This is a genomic window from Rhodococcus sp. IEGM 1307, from assembly GCF_030056915.1.
Classification (GTDB): Bacteria; Actinomycetota; Actinomycetes; order Mycobacteriales; family Mycobacteriaceae; genus Rhodococcus_F; species Rhodococcus_F opacus_D.
The window spans coordinates 377,371-393,270 of record NZ_JASHKW010000004.1 but is presented as its reverse complement, the minus strand read 5'-3'; the positions used below and the strand labels follow the sequence as shown (position 1 = coordinate 393,270).

Here is a 15,900-nt window from a genome sequence, read left to right as displayed (position 1 = left end):
TCCTCGCCTCTACCGTCGAACGAGACGTACCCAGATAGTTGATACGAGGAGTCGGCGTGGAGCGCACCCTGTTCGAACCGGAGCACGAACTGTTCCGGGAGTCGTACCGCAAGTTTCTCGCACAGCACGCCGAGCCGAACCACGCCAAGTGGGAAGAGCAGAACATCGTCGACCGCAGCCTGTGGGTCGAGGCCGGCAAGCAGGGCTTCCTCGGCATGGCCGTACCGGAGGAATTCGGCGGCGGCGGCGTGCGCGACTTCCGGTACAACGCGATAATCACCGAGGAGACCACCCGCGGCGGGTACAGCGGCATCGGCTTCACCTTGCACAATGACGTCGTCGCGCCGTACCTGCTCGAACTGAGCAACGCGGAGCAGAAGCAGCGTTGGCTGCCCGGCTTCGCGTCGGGCGAGCTGATCACCGCCATCGCGATGACCGAACCGGGCACCGGCAGCGACCTGCAGGGCATCAAGACGCGCGCCGTGCGCGACGGCGACGACTGGGTCCTCAACGGTTCCAAGACGTTCATCACCAACGGCATCAACGCCGACCTCGTGATCGTCGTCGCGTGTACCGATCCCGACAAGGGGGCGCAGGGATTCAGCCTCCTGGTCGTCGAACGGGAAATGCCGGGCTTCGAACGCGGCCGCAATCTCGACAAGATCGGGATGAAGGCGCAGGACACCGCGGAGCTCAGCTTCACCGACGTCCGCGTTCCCGCCGCCAACCTCCTCGGTGAGGAGGGGATGGGCTTCCTCTACCTGATGAAGAACCTTCCCCAGGAGCGGCTGTCGATCGCCGTGGTGGCCGCGGCCGCAATGGAATCGGCACTCGACATGACGATCCAGTACTGCCGCGACCGGAAGGCGTTCGGCAAGTCGATCGGCAGCTTCCAGAACACCCGCTTCGTGCTCGCCGAACTCGCCACCGAGGCAACGGCCGTCCGAGTGCTCGTCGACAAGTTCATCGAACTGCTCAACGACGAGAAGCTGTCGGTGCAGGAAGCGGCGATGGCCAAGTGGTGGACCACCGAGGCGCAGGTCCGGCTGATCGACCGGTGCCTGCAGCTGCACGGCGGCTACGGATACATGAAGGAGTACCCGATTGCCAAGGCCTACATGGATTCTCGTGTCCAGACCATCTACGGCGGTACCACCGAGATCATGAAGGAAATCATCGGTCGCGGCCTCAATCTCTGACGAGGCGCGACCTGCGTATCCGGGGTGGATGCGAGAAGGCCCCACGGCAATCGCCGTGGGGCCTCCTCGTGTCTCCGCGCGGCGGTGACTAGATCTTGCGCATGACCGTGACGACCTTGCCCAGAATGACCGCGTCATTGCCGGGGATCGGATCGAACAGCGGATTGTGCGGCATCAGCCACACCTCGTTCTCGGTGCGTTTGAACGTCTTGACGGTTGCTTCGCCGTCGATCATCGCTGCCACGATGTCTCCGTTCTCCGCCACGTTCTGCTGACGGACCACTACCCAGTCGCCGTCGCAGATCGCGGCATCGATCATCGATTCGCCGACGACCTTGAGCAGGAACAGTGAGCCCTGGCCCACCAGTTCGCGGGGGAGCGGGAACACGTCCTCGACTGCTTCCTCGGCGAGGATCGGGCCACCGGCCGCGATCCGGCCGAGGACCGGGACGAACGTGGGTTCCGGCAGGGGTGCGCCGTCGGCGCCGGACTTGACCGCGGCCAACCCGACTGCGGCGCTCGCGTTCGCCGCGGCTCCCGCCGCCACCTCGTCGAGGCCGCGCACGTCCACGGCGCGGGGACGATTGGGATCCCGGCGGAGGAAGCCCTTCCGCTCCAGCGTGCGCAGTTGATGAGCGACGGACGACGTGGAGGTGAGCCCCACGGCGTCGCCGATCTCGCGGATGCTCGGCGGATATCCGCGCTCGTTGACGGACGTGCGAATCACCTCGAGGACACGGCGCTGCCGGTCGGTCAACCCGGCGGCGGAGCCACCGCTCACACGTGGAGTCGAACCGTCGGTCGAGCTGTCGTCCTTCATGGCGAGGTGCCTCCGTCTGTATGTGGATCTTCTCGGTATGGGTCGCATGTGACTGCTGTGCCGCGTGACACGAATCTATCCCGCTTTCCTCGGAGTTTCAAACATCTGTTCGACACGTGTCGCGAGAAGTAGAGACATTGTCGGAGTGCCGTGGTAGAAATCGAACATGTGTTCTTTCGAACGCGTGATCGAACGACCGGAGCGATCAGACACCGACCGGGTCGGTAGCGGATACGACAACGGATCTGACGACAACGGATCTGACAACGGATACGAGCAGCGGAGGTACCGATGAGCAACGCAGTTCTCCATCGGCAGGCAGTGCTGAACCGGCAGGCCCTGGAACGGGGTGTCGTCCGGTCCGGGGCCGCACGGTCGTACCGGACCGAGCCGCGCCGCCGGCGCACCGACGGCGAGCTGCGGCGCCCGTCGTCCGGCGCCGTCGCGTACCGGCCCACCCACACCGGTGTCTCCCGTGCCGATCACGCGCGCGGGGCGAACGACGTCGGCTGGCGGATGGTGCTCGCGAGTGTCGTGATCACGGCGGGTGTGTTGTGCGGGCTCGTCGGGGTGGCTCAGCTGGCCACGACCGACGGTGTGAGCAATTCGGCGGCCACGGAGGTCGTGCAGGTGCAGCAGGGGGAGAGCCTGGCAGCGCTCGCGGCGCGGATCTCCCCGGAATTGCCGGTGGCACAGGTGGTCGAGCGGATCATGGAGCTGAACGCCATGTCCAATTCGGCGCTCCACCCGGGCCAGAGTCTGATCGTCCCGTCGTCCTCTACCCGGTGACGGGGGTGGCTCTGCATGTCTGTCCCCCAGGGCGGCCGAGTAGTCTCGGATGCTGTCAGTCCCACCACTTCGTGTGGTCGCGTCGTGATCGTGCATCCGCTGCGTGAATCCGTTTTCGTCGGTTCGCCATCGGGGGAGGCGAACAGTTGCGGCCACGACGGCTACGACGAAGGAATCGCCATGCACTGCCCGTTTTGCCGGCACCCCGATTCACGTGTGGTCGATTCGCGAGAAGCCGACGAAGGACAGGCCATCCGTCGCCGCCGCTCGTGCCCCGAGTGTGGTCGCCGATTCACCACCGTCGAGACGGCCGTGCTGTCGGTGGTCAAGCGCAGTGGTGTCACCGAACCGTTCAGCCGGGAGAAGGTGGTGCGGGGAGTGCGCCGCGCCTGCCAGGGCCGGCAGGTAGACAACGACGCCCTGAATCTTCTTGCCCAGCAGGTCGAGGACGCGGTCCGGGCGTCGGGTTCTGCGGAGATCCCGAGCAACGAGGTGGGCCTCGCCATTCTCGGTCCGCTTCGTGATCTCGACGAGGTGGCGTACCTGCGCTTCGCGTCCGTGTACCGGTCTTTCAGCTCCGCCGAGGACTTCGCCCGCGAGATCAAAGAGCTACGCGAACACCGCGAATCCCGCGACGACGCCTGAGCCGAGGCGTCACCGCACCTTCTCCATGGCCCTGCGCGTCAGCGCACCTTCTCCATTGCACTGATCACGCGCTTCTCGGACACGGGGATCGGTGTCCCGAGTGTTTGAGCGAACAGGCTGACGCGCAGTTCCTCGATCATCCAGTGAATGGCGTCGACTTCGGGTGTGTGCTGTCGTTCTTCCGGCAGGCCGGCGAGCATGCGTTCGTATCCGGCGTACACCCGGTCGAGAACGTCCATCCCCTTCTGGTCGCGCGGTGCGCTCCCGGGAAGAGCTTCGAGACGGGCCGCCGCGGCGGCGAGGTAGCGGGGCAGTTCACGGAGGCGAGTGGCACCGATGTCGGCGACGAATCCGGGAAACAGCAGCGACTGCCGCTGTTCGCGCACGTCGTCGGCGGCCTCACCGGTCGCACGTTCCAGCACGACGGCGAGCCGATGGTCGGCTTCGAGTACCGGCGACACCAGTCGTAGGAGCACCGCCACGTTCCGGGCCATCTCGGCGCGCGCCGTCGCCACGAGGGCGTCGAACTCCTGAGGGGTGCGCACCGGCGTGCCGTGTGCGGCGATCAACTGGTTCGCGGCGGCGTTGCGGCAGTCGTCGATCAGGGCGTCGAGGCTGCCGTCGGGGTTCTGCCCGAGCGCAAGTCGCTGTGCGTTGCTCAGGCCCGATGTGACCGTCTTCGCCTGGGTGGGAACGGCGGCGAGCAGCAGCCGGCGCGTTCCGGCGCGCATTGCGGATCGTTGCGCCGCCGCGGTGCTGAGCACGCGGACGGCGACACCGTCACCCTCCGGGACCAGGGCGGGGTAGCCGGTGACCTTCTGGCCGCCGAGTTCGCGTGTCACGGTGGCCTCGAGCGAACCGAGGGTGGCAGGGGTCCACGTGAGTGCGGGCGGCCGCTCCGAATTCGACGCCGCCTTCGCCACCTCCACCTGGACGCGGGGAGCGAGCGACTTGCGCAGCGACACGAGATCCTTGTCCCGGCCGAGGACGGCACCTTTCTCGTCCACGGCAGCGAACGTCATGTGCAGATGGTCGGGGAGCGCGGTGACGTCGAAGTCCTGGGGATCGATGCGACAGGCGCCGAGCCGCGACAACTCGCGGGCCATCGCCGTGGTGAGCGGTTCGGAGCGGGGTTTCACGGCGGAAAGCGCGGCGCCCGCGAAGTCCGGTGCCGGAACCACCTGTCGGCGAAGGGTCTTTGGGAGCGTCTTGATCAGGGCGGTGACCAGTTCGACGCGCATGCCGGGGACCAGCCAGTCGAAGCCGACCGGGCGCAGGCCCGCCAGCAGCGCAATCGGGATGCGGGCGGTGACGCCGTCGTCCTCGGTGCCGGGCTCGAACTGGTAGGTGAGGGGGAACTGCATGTCGCCCTGACGCCAGGCGTCGGGGTACTCGCCGCCGAGTACTGCTGCGGACTCGGCGTTGACGACCGTCGCCTGGGTGAACGTGAGCAGGTCGGGGTTCTTGCGGCGGGCGACCTTCCACCAGGAGTCGAAATGCCGGGCGGAGACCGCTTCCGGGCCGACGCGCTGGTCGTAGAAGTCGTAGAGGGTGTCGTCGTCCACGAGGATGTCGCGCCTGCGGGCGCGGTGCTCGAGTTCCTCGACGTCTTCGAGGAGTGCGCGGTTGGCGTGGAAGAACTTGTGCTGCGTCTGCCACTCGCCCTGCACCAGAGCGTGGCGGATGAACAGGTCCCGGGACGTCTCGGGGTCGATGGTGCTGTAGGTGACCGCACGCCGGGCGACGAGCGGGATCCCGTACAGCGTCACGCGTTCGTAGGCCATGGCGGCGCCGCGCTTCGACGACCAGTGCGGCTCGGAGTAGGTGCGTTTCACGAGGTGCGGCGCCAGCTTCTCCGCCCACTCGGGTTCGATCCTGGCCGACATGCGTGCCCACAGCCGGGACGTTTCGACCAGTTCGGCGGCCATGACCCATCGCGGGGGCTTCTTGAACAGGCTCGAGCCGGGGAAGACCGCGAATCGGCTTCCGCGGGCCCCGAGGAAGTCTCGCTTGTCACCCTCGCGGAGTCCGATGTGCGACAGCAGTCCCGCGAGGAGGGACTGGTGGATCGCCGCCTCGCCGGCCGGGGTATCGGTGGTGTCCCAGCCCAGCCCACGGGTGATCTGCCGGAGCTGGCCGTGCAGGTCCTGCCATTCGCGGATGCGCAGCCAGTGCAGGAACTCGTTTCGGCACATCTTGCGGAACTGGTTGGACGACAATTCGTTCCGCTGCTCGCGCAGGTATTTCCACAGTTCGAGGAAGGCGAGGAAGTCGGAGTTCTCCACGGTGAACCGGGCGTGCTTCTCGTCCGCTGCCTGCTGGAATTCGGCGGGACGTTCCCGCACGTCCTGGATCGAGAGGGCCGAGACGATGACCAGCACCTCGGACAGGCAGCCGTTCCGGTGTGCCTCGACGAGCATCCGGGCCATGCGCGGATCGACGGGGATCTGCGCGAGTTCGCGTCCGACCGCGGTGAGGACGGGTTGCTCGTTCTGGGCTTTCCGTTCGATCGCCCCGAGTTCCTCGAGCAGGCCGATGCCGTCGCGGACGGCCCGCGGGTCGGGTGGCTGGACGAACGGGAACGCGGCGATGTCGCCGAGGCCGAGCGCCGTCATCTGCAGGATGACGGACGCGAGGTTGGTGCGCAGGATCTCCGGTTCGGTGAACGCGGGCCGCGCCTCGAAGTCCTCTTCCGAGTAGAGGCGGATGCAGATGCCCTCGGCCACACGGCCGCAACGCCCGGAACGCTGGCGGGCGGACGCTTGCGAGATCGGTTCGATGGGGAGGCGCTGCACCTTGGTGCGCACCGAGTAGCGGGAGATGCGGGCGGTTCCCGGGTCCACGACGTACCGGATGCCGGGCACGGTGAGGGAGGTTTCCGCGACGTTCGTCGACAGCACGACCCTCCGCCCGGTGTGGGGGGTGAACACCTTGTGCTGTTCCGCCGCCGACAGCCGGGCGTACAGGGGCACGATCTCGGTGCCGCGCAGTCTACGGTCGCGGAGCGCGTCGGCGGTGTCGCGGATCTCCCGTTCGCCGGAGAGGAAGACCAGGATGTCGCCGTCGCCCTCGCCGGACAATTCTTCGACCGCCTCGCACACCGCGTCGACGGGGTCGCGGTCGAAGGTCTGGTCGCCCACTTCCACGGTGAGTGGGCGGTAACGCATCTCGACGGGGAAGGTGCGTCCGGACACCTCGACGATCGGTGCGGGCACCCCGTCGTCGGTGGCGAAGTGCTGCGCGAAGCGTTCCGGATCGATGGTGGCCGAGGTGATGATCACTTTCAGATCGGGCCGGCGGGGGAGTAGCTGTCGCAGGTATCCGAGGATGAAGTCGATGTTGAGGCTGCGTTCGTGGGCCTCGTCGATGATGAGCGTGTCGTACCGGCGCAGCATCCGGTCGCGCTGGATCTCGGCGAGCAGGATTCCGTCGGTCATCAGTTTCACCAGCGTGCCGTCCGACACCTGGTCGGTGAATCGCACGGTGTAGCCGACGGTCTCACCGAGTTCGCTGCGGAGTTCCTCGGCGATGCGTTCGGCAACCGTCCGCGCCGCGAGACGGCGGGGCTGGGTGTGTCCGATGAGGCCGCGGACGCCGCGGCCGAGTTCGAGGCAGATCTTCGGGATCTGCGTCGTCTTGCCCGAGCCCGTCTCGCCGGCGACGATGACGACCTGGTTCTCGGCGATCGCCTTCGCGATGTCGTCGCGGCGCTGGCTGACGGGTAGCGCGTCGGGGTAGTCGATGACAGGGACGCTGTCGAGTCTTCGTGCGATGCGTCCGCGCGCGGCGGCGATCTCGTCGGACAGGGACGCGAGTGCGTCGGGTGTGCGCGCACGGTCGAGTCGCCGGCGGAGCCGGTGTTCGTCGCGCAGAGTGAGTTCGCCGAGGCTGTTTTTCAGTTCCCGCCGGCTGGGTGCTGTGGTGGACATGCTGGACCCCAGCCTAGCCAACCCGGTTGATCACCCTGTGCCGCGCCCGCCCGTGTGCGAATATCGGCGGATGGGCGCTGCCGTCGTCACGGACCTGCGAGGTCAGAGGATCGTTCGGGTTCTGCGGGCGGTCTTCGCCGTCTACGGTCTGATCGCGTTGCTGTGGATTCCCCTCCGCAGCGCCGGCAGCGACGACTTCTCCCTGGCCAACTACCTCAGCTACTTCACCATCGAGAGCAACATCCTCGCCGCCGTCGTCCTGCTCGTCGGCGCGATCCGGGATCCGCAGTCGCGGGGCTGGCAGCTGTTCCGCGGCGCGACCACGCTGTACATGGTCATCACCGGAATTGTGTACGCGGTGCTGCTGGCGAACATCGACGTCATGCTGCAGGACGCCTGGATCAACACGGCCCTGCACCGTCTGCTGCCGCTCGTGCTGCTGCTCGACTGGGTGGTGGCCCCGTCCCGGGTGCGGATCTCCGAGGCGCAGAGCCTCGGCTGGCTGGTCTTTCCGGCCGTGTATGGCGCCTATTCCCTGATCCGGGGTCCGATCGTCGACTGGTACCCGTATCCGTTCCTGGGCCCCCGACAGCAGGGGTACCTCCAGCTCGCCGTCACGGCGGTCGTGTTGTTGCTGGCAATGGCGTTGATGGCGCTCGCCGTGAACGCGGTGGGACGTCTCGGTGCGCGCCGGCGGTACGGCGAGGACCGGTAGCGGCGAAGCTGCGCGCAGACGATTCGCGCACCGCGCTATCCTCCACACGACAGGCGTCCGCGCGATCATCCGTGACTTCGGCAACGGCTGGGAGACTATGTTCGACGAGTTCGCAGGCGAGAACTTCGACCTGCTCGGCCGCGACCGCGGCAGTGTCGTCGCCGCCGACGACGGTGTGCCCCTCGCGGTGCGCGAGGTGGGTCCGGCGTTCGCCCCCTTGACGGTGGTGTTCGTCCACGGCTTCTGCAACCGGATGACCGGCTGGCACTTCCAGCGGGTTCAGCTCGAGGAGGCGTGGGGCTCGACGATTCGCATGGTGTTCTTCGACCTGCGGGGGCACGGCGACTCCGGGGTGCCGCGGCGCGCCACCTGCACCATTCCGCATCTCGCACAGGACGTCGACGCCGTGATCCGTGCGCTCGTGCCGGAGGGGCCGATCGTGCTGGTAGGCCATTCGATGGGCGGTATGGCGGTCCTGTCGTACGTCGGGCAGCATCCCGATCTGATCGGGTCCCGCGTCGTCGGGGTGGGCCTGATCGCCACCGCGGCGGAGAAGCTGGGTGACGTGGGGCTCGCGCGGACCCTCAACACGCCGGTGGTTGCCGGATTCAGCACCGCGGCCCGGCACCTGCCCCGGGTCGTCCAGAGCGGTCGCGGCGCGAGCAAGAGGGTGCTGGCGCCGATCCTGAGGTCGGCGTCGTTCGGTGACCGCAGCATCAGCCCGGCGATCATGTGGCACTCCGAGCAGATGATCAACGACACGTCCCTCAAGACCCTCGTCGACTTCCTGCCGTCGTTCAAGAATCACGACGAGACGGCGGCGGTGCCGTTGCTCGCACCCATCGAGACGCTGGTGGTGTGCGGCGATCGCGACCTCCTGACCCCCTTCCGGTACTCGAAGGCGATCGCCGGGCATCTGCCCGACGCGGAACTGGTGAAGGTCCCCGGTGCGGGGCACATGGTGCAGTTGGAGCGCGCAGAACTCGTCTCGGACGCGATCGATCGTCTCCTGACCCGTTCGGTCGAAACCCTGCCCACGCCGAGTGCCTGGAGTGAGTGGGTCCGGGTGGCGACGGATTACGTGGACCACGCACGGCACTGGGTCGCCCACGGCGGGCCCGCCGCCTGGTGGCGAGGGCTACGTGGTCGTCCCGTCGTCGGCCCCACGTTCCGGTAGCACGCAGAATTCGTTGCCCTCGGGGTCTGCGAGGACCACCCAGGGAACGTTCGGGTCGTCGCTCAGCCGGCGTGCGCCGAGCGAGAGGAGCCGCCGGACCTCCTCGTCGCGGGTACCGGACGACGGCGCGATGTCGAGGTGCAGGCGGTTTTTCTCGGACTTCGGGTCGTCGACGGGCTGGAACACCAGTGACGGGGACCCCGGTGCGTTCGCTTCGACGTACTCGAGCCCGTACGAGTCCTTCCATCGGCGGGTCGACGGATAGCCCAGGGCGTCGCACCAGAATCGTGACAGTGTTTCCGCGTCACGACAGTCGACGGCGATGGCGATGATTCGGCTGGTCATGGGCTGCGGATACCCGCGCGACGCTGGTCGCACACTGTCGCGGGAACGGCTCGGGCGCGCCTCCGTGGCGTGTCTGTAACCGGCAAACGCGCGACAACACGTGCCACTCGGGCCACAATGGGTGAACGCGAAACCGGCCCGAGGAGACGGGATCACATGGCATCTGCGAGTTCGTCAGCCGAGCAGGAAACCCTCCCACCAGGTGTTCTCCGTCGCGCGATCGCGGCGTCGGCGATGGGTAACGCCACCGAATGGTTCGACTACGGTGTCTACGCGTTCACCGTGTCGTACATCTCGGCAGCGTTCTTTCCAGGCGACACCGGTTCGGCCACCCTGTACGCCCTGCTCGTGTTCGCGGTGTCGTTCGTCGTGCGACCGCTCGGCGGCCTCGTGTGGGGTCCGCTGGGTGACCGGCTCGGACGCCGCCAGGTTCTGGCACTGACGATCATCCTGATGGCGGGTGCGACGTTCTGCGTGGGCCTCGTGCCGGGATACGACGTCATCGGTTTCTGGGCGCCCCTGCTGCTGGTGCTGCTGCGCATGATCCAGGGCTTCTCGACGGGCGGCGAATACGGCGGCGCGGCAACGTTCATGGCCGAGTACTCGCCGGACCGCAGGCGCGGTTTCTGCGGAAGTTTCCTCGAGTTCGGCACGCTCGGCGGGTATGCGCTGGGTGCGATCGTGGTCCTGGCGGTGGAGTTGTTCTCCAGCGATCCGTTCATGTCCACCTGGGGCTGGCGTATCCCGTTCCTGATCGCCGGACCGATGGGTCTGATCGGCCTCTACCTGCGGACCAAGCTCGAGGAGACCCCCGTGTTCCGGGAACTGGACGCGGAGGGCGAGGTGGAGTCGACGCCGACCCACGAGTTCAAGGATCTGGTGACCGAGTACTGGAAGCCGTTGCTGCTGCTCGGAGGCCTCGTCATCGCGTTGAACGTCACCAATTACACCCTGCTCAGTTACATGCCGACATATCTGGAGACACAGATCGGTCTGACGTCCACCGCGTCGCTGTCCCTGTTCATCGTCGGGCAGCTCGTGATGATGGCAGTCATTCCGTTCGCCGGCGGGTTGTCGGACCGGGTCGGCCGCAAACCGTTGTGGTACGGCTCGCTCGTGGGATTGATCGTGCTCGCCGTCCCGATGTACCTGCTGATGCGTCAGGGTTTCGGATGGGCGATCCTCGCGTTCGCGGTACTCGGGTTGCTGTACGTCCTGCAGCTGTCCACGATTTCGGCGACGTTCCCGGCGATGTTTCCGACCCATGTGCGGTTCGCGGGTTTCGCCATCGCCTACAACGTGTCGACGTCTCTGTTCGGCGGCACCGCCCCCGCGGTCAACGAACTGCTCATCGAATGGACCGGCAACACACTCATGCCGGCGTTCTACATGATGGCCGCGTGCGCGATCGGCCTCGTCGCGCTGTACTTCGTGGCCGAGACGGCGGGCGCGTCCATCCGCGGTCGCGGGATTCCGGGAGTCGACACCGAGCCACACCCCACCGCCCTGGCGGAGAAGTGACGCGGCACGATCCTCTGTGGGGCGTCGTGGCATAGTCGCCTTCGGGCGGGGTTTCACGAAGGGATGAGCATGGCGTCGGCACTGTGGCACGGATTCGCGGACATGGGCGCGGTGGAACAGAAGGGCGCCTTCGTGGTGTCCCGCGGCGAGGGCGCCTACATCTGGGACGATCGCGGCAACCGATACCTGGATGCGACAGCAGGTCTGTGGTTCACCAACGTGGGGCACGGCCGTGCGGAGATCGCGGACGCCGTCGCGCAGCAGTTGCGGACCGTGGCCCATTTCTCGAACTTCGGTGACTTCGTCCCCGAGACGACCGCGGCCCTGGCCGATCGTCTCGCGACCATTGCGCCGGTGCCCGGCAGCAAGATCTTCCTCACGTCCGGTGGTTCGGATTCCGTGGACACGGCGGCCAAGCTCGCCCGCCGCTACTGGCACGAGATGGGCAAGCCGTCCAAGACGATCGTGGTCGGCCGCCAGAAGGCCTATCACGGGATGCATGTGGCGGGCACCGCGCTGGCGGGAATCCCCGCCAACCGCGAGGGCTACGGCGAGTTGATGGCCGACGCCGCCACGGTCGCCTGGAACGACGCCAAGAGCCTGCTCGAACTGATCGAGAAGATCGGCGCCGACACGATCGCCGCGTTCTTCTGCGAGCCCGTCATCGGCGCGGGCGGCGTATACCTGCCGCCGGAGGGCTATCTCGCGGAGGTCCGCGACATCTGCCGCGAGCACGACATCCTGTTCGTCGTCGACGAAGTGGTCACGGGATTCGGCCGCATCGGCGGCGAGTGGTTCGCGTCGACGCGATTCGACCTGCAGCCCGACATGATGACTACGGCGAAGGGCCTCACCTCCGGGTACGTCCCGATGGGTGCGGTGTTCATCGCCCCGCGCGTGGCCGAGCCGTTCTTCGCCGGCGGGGTCTGGTGGCGGCACGGCTACACCTACGGTGGGCATGCGGGTGCCGCCGCGGCGGCACTCGCCAACCTCGACATCATCGAGCGCGAGAATCTGCTGGCGGAGTCGAAGCGGCTCGAGTCGTCACTGCACGAGCACCTCGCGCCTCTCGCCGATCATCCGCGCGTCGAGGAAGTACGCAGCGGTCTCGGTGCGGTCGCGGCGGTGCAGCTGGCCGATCCGGCGGAAGCGCTCCCGTTCGTGAACACGTTGCGCGAACACGGGATCTCGGGGCGCGCGGCCGGTCAGGGTGCCATGCAGATCTCGCCGGCGTTCGTGATGACGGACGGGCAGGTCGCTCAGCTCGCGGACGGAATCCGCCGGGCCCTGGGCTGATCGGTCCCGGTGCCCCGCCTGCGGAGGCGGCGCAGGGCACCGGTGACCCGGTCCCGCCAGGTGGGCGGGGTCAGGTCGATCTCCTTCTGCCCGTCGTGCACCGCGTACGCGCGGGTGTAGCGCTCGTGGAGACGCGCCCGGACCTCGTCGGGCGTGTACGCCTTGCGGTGCCGATCCGCGCGCACAGCGACGACCCCGGTCGCGGCGACACCCACCGCACCCGCGAGTCCGAGTAGTTTCCACCATTGCCTGCCGCGCGGTCGCATCCTTCTAGGCTAGGGTCCATGGACGCGCCACGGCACACGGACGCACGACGACACGGCTCCACCATCGACCTCGACACCGCTGTCGAGGTCACGCGCACCGGCGACATCTGGATCTTCCGCGGAGAGTCTCCGGCCGACCGGGCCATTCAGACGCTGACGAACAGTCCGGTCAACCACGTCGGGATGTCGGTGGTCCTCGAGGACCTGCCGCCGCTGATGTGGCACGCCGAGCTGGGACATTCGCTGCAGGACATGTGGACGGGACGCTTTCAGCGCGGTGTGCAACTCCACGACCTGCGCGCCGCGGTCCAGGTGTGGGGTGCGCGGTACGGGCAGCGGGGATGGCTGCGTCAGCTCGCCGAGCCCGCGACGTCGCAGCAGGAGGACGCGTTGCTGCGGACGATCGCACGGCTCGACGGAACCCCGTTCCCGTCCACCGCGAAACTCGCGTCACGGTGGTTCGGCGGGCGCCTGCCCGGGACGGGGCGCCGGCAGGAGAAGTCGGGCGGCCTCGAAAGTGCCTATTGCGCCGAGGTGGTTGCGCAGACGTACGAGGAGATGGGACTGATCAGTGGGCGCAGGCGCACCAACTGGTACGACCCCGGCAAGTTCTGGAGCGGCGACAGGCTTCCCCTCGCTCCCGGCGTGACGCTGGGCCGGGAGATCGAGGTGACTCTGAGCGAAGCCGACCTCACCGCGGGGCGAGGTCGGCGGCCGTCGTCAGAGGGTGCGTGACTTCTCGGGGTGGACTCGTCCGCCGACCTCGATCCAGCCCGCGGGATCGTAGGTGGTGCGCAGTTCGGATCCCTTGCCCTGGGTGATCAGGAGGGCGTGCCGGAGGTGCGCTGTGATCCGGACGGCCGCGGCTCCGGTGGCCTCGTCCTCGGTGATGCCCATGTCCGGGGCGAACATTCGTGACCGGATCGAGTGCTCGACCTTGTCCGTCCAGGCCCACAGATAGTGGTGTCCGGCACCGAACTTCTTCGGGTCCGCAGACTGAACCTCGCGCACGCTGTTCATGGGGTACAGCGAGAACTCGGGCGCCCACTCCGGCCGGGCCCGCACCCAGGTGAAGGCGCCGGAACGGCGGGTGGCGACCGGGCCCGCGGGCACGTCGAGTGTGGTGACCGCGGCGCCGCGCTCGTGCAGCCACCAGGACAGTCCGACCGTGGGGTGTCCGGCGAAGGGCAGTTCGCTGGTGGGGGTGAAGATCTGGGCGCGCGCGTGCTCGTCGCCGGGTCCGGGCACGTCGACGAAGATCGTCTCGCTGTATCCGAGTGCGGCGGCGACCGACTGCCGGTCCTCGGGCGGGACGGCCGAGGAGTCGACGATGCCGAGCGGATTGCCGTGGCGTCCTTTGTCGTCGGTGAACACCCGGACGACGTCTACGTGGATGGGCATTGACGCACCTTATCGCTCGTCGACCTCGAGGAAGTGCCTCGACGGTGGGAGGGGTCGCCACCTGCCCCGGGTCAAGAGGCAGGGGCGATGGACGACGCTAGACTGATAGGTATGGCTGATCAGAGTTATCAACCCACGCTGTCGCAGCTGCGTGCGTTCGTGGCAGTCGCGGAGTACCGCCATTTCGGTACGGCGGCAGCGCGTTTGAGTGTGAGTCAACCCACACTTTCGCAGTCGCTCGCCGCCCTGGAGAACGGGCTCGGGGTGCAGCTCATCGAGCGCAGCACCCGACGCGTTCTCGTCACCATGGCGGGGGAGCGGCTCCTCGGTCAGGCCAAGGTCATCCTCGAGGCCGCGGACGGTTTCGTCGCGACGGCCGCGGGTGTCGGCGACCGGTTGGCCGGACCGCTGCGTATCGGGCTGATCCCCACCGTGGCCCCCTACGTGCTGCCTGCCCTGTTGCCGGCGCTGCGCGAGGAGATGCCCGCCCTCGAGCCTCAGGTCATCGAGGACCAGACGGCGCGACTCCTGGAGGCGTTGCGTGTGGGTGCGCTCGACGTCGCGGTGCTGGCGTTGCCGAGTGGTGTCAGCGGTCTCGTCGATATTCCTTTGTACACAGAAGATTTCGTGATGGTCGTCCCGGAGGGGCACGCGCTGGCGGGGCGCACCGACGTCTCGCCGCAGATGCTGGACGCGCTTCCCCTCCTGCTGCTCGACGAGGGGCACTGCCTACGCGATCAGACCCTCGATCTGTGCCGCTCGGTCGACGCGCACCCGGTGGCGGGCGACACCCGCGCCACGTCGCTGTCGACGGTGGTGCAGTGCGTCGCCGGCGGACTCGGCGTGACCCTGGTGCCGGAATCCGCCGTTCAGGTGGAGACCGGACGGGGACCGCTCGCGACCGCCCGCTTCGCGGCTCCGGCGCCCGGCCGCACGATCGGCCTCGTGTTCCGCTCGTCCAGTGCCCGTGCGGACGGCTACGGGCAACTCGCCGCCCTGCTCACGAAGACGGCGTCGGTCGCCGCGCCCGCCTGACGGTCGGAGCTACGACCGCCGTCGCGGTTTGCCCTTCTTGCCGCCCTTCGTTCCGGAGCCCGACCGGGACGTCCTGGCACCCGCGGCCGGTTTCTGGCGTGCCGTCGCCGCGGCAGGACGCTTCTTCTTCGGCTGAGCCGGCGTCGGGGTGCGGCCCCGGGAGCTGTTGACGGTCCGGCCCCGGACGATGCCGATGAACTCCTCCACCAGTTCGGTGGTCTCGTCCTCGGGCCACGACAGCGCGATCCGTGACTCCGGGCCGTCCGACACCGTCCGGTAGACGAGGTCCTTGCGGTGGTGGAGCCGGGCGAGCGACTGCGGGACGACGAGCAGCCCGATCCCGGCGGCGACCAGTTCGATCGCGTCGGCCGTCGTGGCCGGGCGGTCCTGGGCGGGCAGTCCCGGCACGCTGTCCCAGACGAGGATGTCATCGAGCGGGTGCAGCACGATCTCGTCGGCCAGATCCGCGATCGACACCTCGTCCACCGCCGCCACCACGTGGTCCTTCGGTGCCACGACCACGGGGATCTCGGTATACAGGGGGATGGCGCTGAGACCGGTCCGGTCGATCGGCAGCCGCACCAGGCCCACGTCCGCGCCGCCGCCGCGCAACTGGTCGGGTGCGTCCGCGGCCGCCACCGGCACGAGGGTGAGCGGGACGTCGGGCAGCCGTTCGTTCCAGATCCGCACCCACTTGGTGGGGGTCACGCCCGGGACATACGCGAGCCGGAACGAAGGGGATGCATCCGCGTCTGTCACCCC

General features: G+C 67.9%; 15 protein-coding genes. 9 read left to right on the top strand and 6 right to left on the bottom strand.

Annotation, left to right across the window (positions count from 1 at the left end; all coding sequences use genetic code 11):
* Positions 1-56 precede the first annotated feature (56 nt).
* A complete protein-coding gene (locus tag QM841_RS10525) occupies positions 57-1,199 on the top strand; it encodes an acyl-CoA dehydrogenase family protein (protein ID WP_283331930.1) in 1,143 nt (380 codons plus the stop codon).
* Between the two features lie 88 nt (positions 1,200-1,287).
* On the opposite strand, the gene lexA is transcribed toward QM841_RS10525, so the two are convergent.
* Entirely contained in the window at positions 1,288-2,019 is a 732-nt protein-coding gene (lexA, locus tag QM841_RS10520; protein WP_009480043.1) for a transcriptional repressor LexA, read from the bottom strand.
* A gap of 291 nt (positions 2,020-2,310) precedes the next feature.
* On the opposite strand from lexA, the gene QM841_RS10515 reads away from it, so the two are divergent.
* Both QM841_RS10515 and nrdR read left to right on the top strand, forming a co-directional pair.
* Positions 2,311-2,808 carry a LysM peptidoglycan-binding domain-containing protein gene (locus QM841_RS10515; protein WP_283331929.1) on the top strand — a complete coding sequence of 166 codons (498 nt, stop codon included), beginning with the start codon at positions 2,311-2,313 and terminating at the stop codon, positions 2,806-2,808.
* Positions 2,809-2,988: 180 nt separating this feature from the next.
* On the top strand, positions 2,989-3,453 hold the full coding sequence (gene nrdR, locus QM841_RS10510) for a transcriptional regulator NrdR (RefSeq protein WP_015890458.1): 465 nt from the start codon (positions 2,989-2,991) through the stop codon (positions 3,451-3,453).
* 38 nt (positions 3,454-3,491) lie between these two features.
* Here nrdR and hrpA read toward each other — a convergent pair whose 3' ends face one another.
* Positions 3,492-7,382 carry an ATP-dependent RNA helicase HrpA gene (gene hrpA / locus QM841_RS10505; RefSeq protein WP_283331928.1) on the bottom strand — a complete coding sequence of 1,297 codons (3,891 nt, stop codon included), beginning with the start codon at positions 7,380-7,382 and terminating at the stop codon, positions 3,492-3,494.
* A 70-nt stretch (positions 7,383-7,452) separates the two neighbouring features.
* Here hrpA and QM841_RS10500 point away from each other — a divergent pair, with 70 nt between their 5' ends.
* Both QM841_RS10500 and QM841_RS10495 read left to right on the top strand, forming a co-directional pair.
* Complete coding sequence (locus tag QM841_RS10500; RefSeq protein WP_283331927.1) at positions 7,453-8,097, top strand: Pr6Pr family membrane protein; 645 nt, start codon at positions 7,453-7,455, stop codon at positions 8,095-8,097.
* A 97-nt stretch (positions 8,098-8,194) separates the two neighbouring features.
* Positions 8,195-9,274 (top strand): alpha/beta fold hydrolase, encoded by a 1,080-nt coding sequence (locus QM841_RS10495; protein WP_283331926.1) that lies wholly within the window; start codon positions 8,195-8,197, stop codon positions 9,272-9,274.
* Here the strand turns inward: QM841_RS10495 and QM841_RS10490 are convergent.
* The gene (locus QM841_RS10490; protein ID WP_283331925.1) at positions 9,236-9,619 is read right to left on the bottom strand and encodes a VOC family protein; all 384 of its coding nucleotides are present in this window, start codon (positions 9,617-9,619) and stop codon (positions 9,236-9,238) included. The genes QM841_RS10495 and QM841_RS10490 overlap by 39 nt on opposite strands.
* Before the next feature lie 156 nt (positions 9,620-9,775).
* Here QM841_RS10490 and QM841_RS10485 point away from each other — a divergent pair, with 156 nt between their 5' ends.
* Both QM841_RS10485 and QM841_RS10480 read left to right on the top strand, forming a co-directional pair.
* Entirely contained in the window at positions 9,776-11,140 is a 1,365-nt protein-coding gene (locus tag QM841_RS10485; protein WP_283331924.1) for an MFS transporter, read from the top strand.
* Positions 11,141-11,203: 63 nt separating this feature from the next.
* Positions 11,204-12,436, top strand: a complete 1,233-nt coding sequence (locus tag QM841_RS10480; RefSeq protein ID WP_283331923.1) for an aminotransferase family protein — start codon at positions 11,204-11,206, stop codon at positions 12,434-12,436.
* On the opposite strand, the gene QM841_RS10475 is transcribed toward QM841_RS10480, so the two are convergent.
* A complete protein-coding gene (locus QM841_RS10475; protein WP_283331922.1) occupies positions 12,400-12,702 on the bottom strand; it encodes a hypothetical protein in 303 nt (100 codons plus the stop codon). The genes QM841_RS10480 and QM841_RS10475 overlap by 37 nt on opposite strands.
* 18 nt (positions 12,703-12,720) lie before the next feature.
* Here QM841_RS10475 and QM841_RS10470 point away from each other — a divergent pair, with 18 nt between their 5' ends.
* A complete protein-coding gene (locus QM841_RS10470; RefSeq protein WP_283331921.1) occupies positions 12,721-13,437 on the top strand; it encodes a hypothetical protein in 717 nt (238 codons plus the stop codon).
* On the opposite strand, the gene QM841_RS10465 is transcribed toward QM841_RS10470, so the two are convergent.
* Entirely contained in the window at positions 13,423-14,103 is a 681-nt protein-coding gene (locus QM841_RS10465) for a PhzF family phenazine biosynthesis protein (protein ID WP_283331920.1), read from the bottom strand. The genes QM841_RS10470 and QM841_RS10465 overlap by 15 nt on opposite strands.
* Positions 14,104-14,214: 111 nt before the next feature.
* Between QM841_RS10465 and QM841_RS10460 the strand changes: the two genes are divergently transcribed.
* Positions 14,215-15,138: a hydrogen peroxide-inducible genes activator gene (locus QM841_RS10460; protein WP_283331919.1), complete on the top strand. Its 924-nt coding sequence runs from the start codon at positions 14,215-14,217 to the stop codon at positions 15,136-15,138.
* Positions 15,139-15,147: 9 nt separating this feature from the next.
* Here the strand turns inward: QM841_RS10460 and QM841_RS10455 are convergent, their stop codons facing one another.
* Positions 15,148-15,897 (bottom strand): LysR family substrate-binding domain-containing protein, encoded by a 750-nt coding sequence (locus QM841_RS10455; RefSeq protein WP_283331918.1) that lies wholly within the window; start codon positions 15,895-15,897, stop codon positions 15,148-15,150.
* Between the last annotated feature and the right edge of the window lie 3 nt (positions 15,898-15,900).

Coding starts and splice junctions, on each gene's coding strand:
- lexA (WP_009480043.1), bottom strand. CDS start 2,019: ATGAAGGACGACAGCTCGACCGACGGTTCGACTCCACGTGTGAGCGGT.
- QM841_RS10515 (WP_283331929.1), top strand. CDS start 2,311: ATGAGCAACGCAGTTCTCCATCGGCAGGCAGTGCTGAACCGGCAGGCC.
- nrdR (WP_015890458.1), top strand. CDS start 2,989: ATGCACTGCCCGTTTTGCCGGCACCCCGATTCACGTGTGGTCGATTCG.
- hrpA (WP_283331928.1), bottom strand. CDS start 7,382: ATGTCCACCACAGCACCCAGCCGGCGGGAACTGAAAAACAGCCTCGGC.
- QM841_RS10500 (WP_283331927.1), top strand. CDS start 7,453: ATGGGCGCTGCCGTCGTCACGGACCTGCGAGGTCAGAGGATCGTTCGG.
- QM841_RS10495 (WP_283331926.1), top strand. CDS start 8,195: ATGTTCGACGAGTTCGCAGGCGAGAACTTCGACCTGCTCGGCCGCGAC.
- QM841_RS10490 (WP_283331925.1), bottom strand. CDS start 9,619: ATGACCAGCCGAATCATCGCCATCGCCGTCGACTGTCGTGACGCGGAA.
- QM841_RS10485 (WP_283331924.1), top strand. CDS start 9,776: ATGGCATCTGCGAGTTCGTCAGCCGAGCAGGAAACCCTCCCACCAGGT.
- QM841_RS10480 (WP_283331923.1), top strand. CDS start 11,204: ATGAGCATGGCGTCGGCACTGTGGCACGGATTCGCGGACATGGGCGCG.
- QM841_RS10475 (WP_283331922.1), bottom strand. CDS start 12,702: ATGCGACCGCGCGGCAGGCAATGGTGGAAACTACTCGGACTCGCGGGT.
- QM841_RS10470 (WP_283331921.1), top strand. CDS start 12,721: ATGGACGCGCCACGGCACACGGACGCACGACGACACGGCTCCACCATC.
- QM841_RS10465 (WP_283331920.1), bottom strand. CDS start 14,103: ATGCCCATCCACGTAGACGTCGTCCGGGTGTTCACCGACGACAAAGGA.
- QM841_RS10460 (WP_283331919.1), top strand. CDS start 14,215: ATGGCTGATCAGAGTTATCAACCCACGCTGTCGCAGCTGCGTGCGTTC.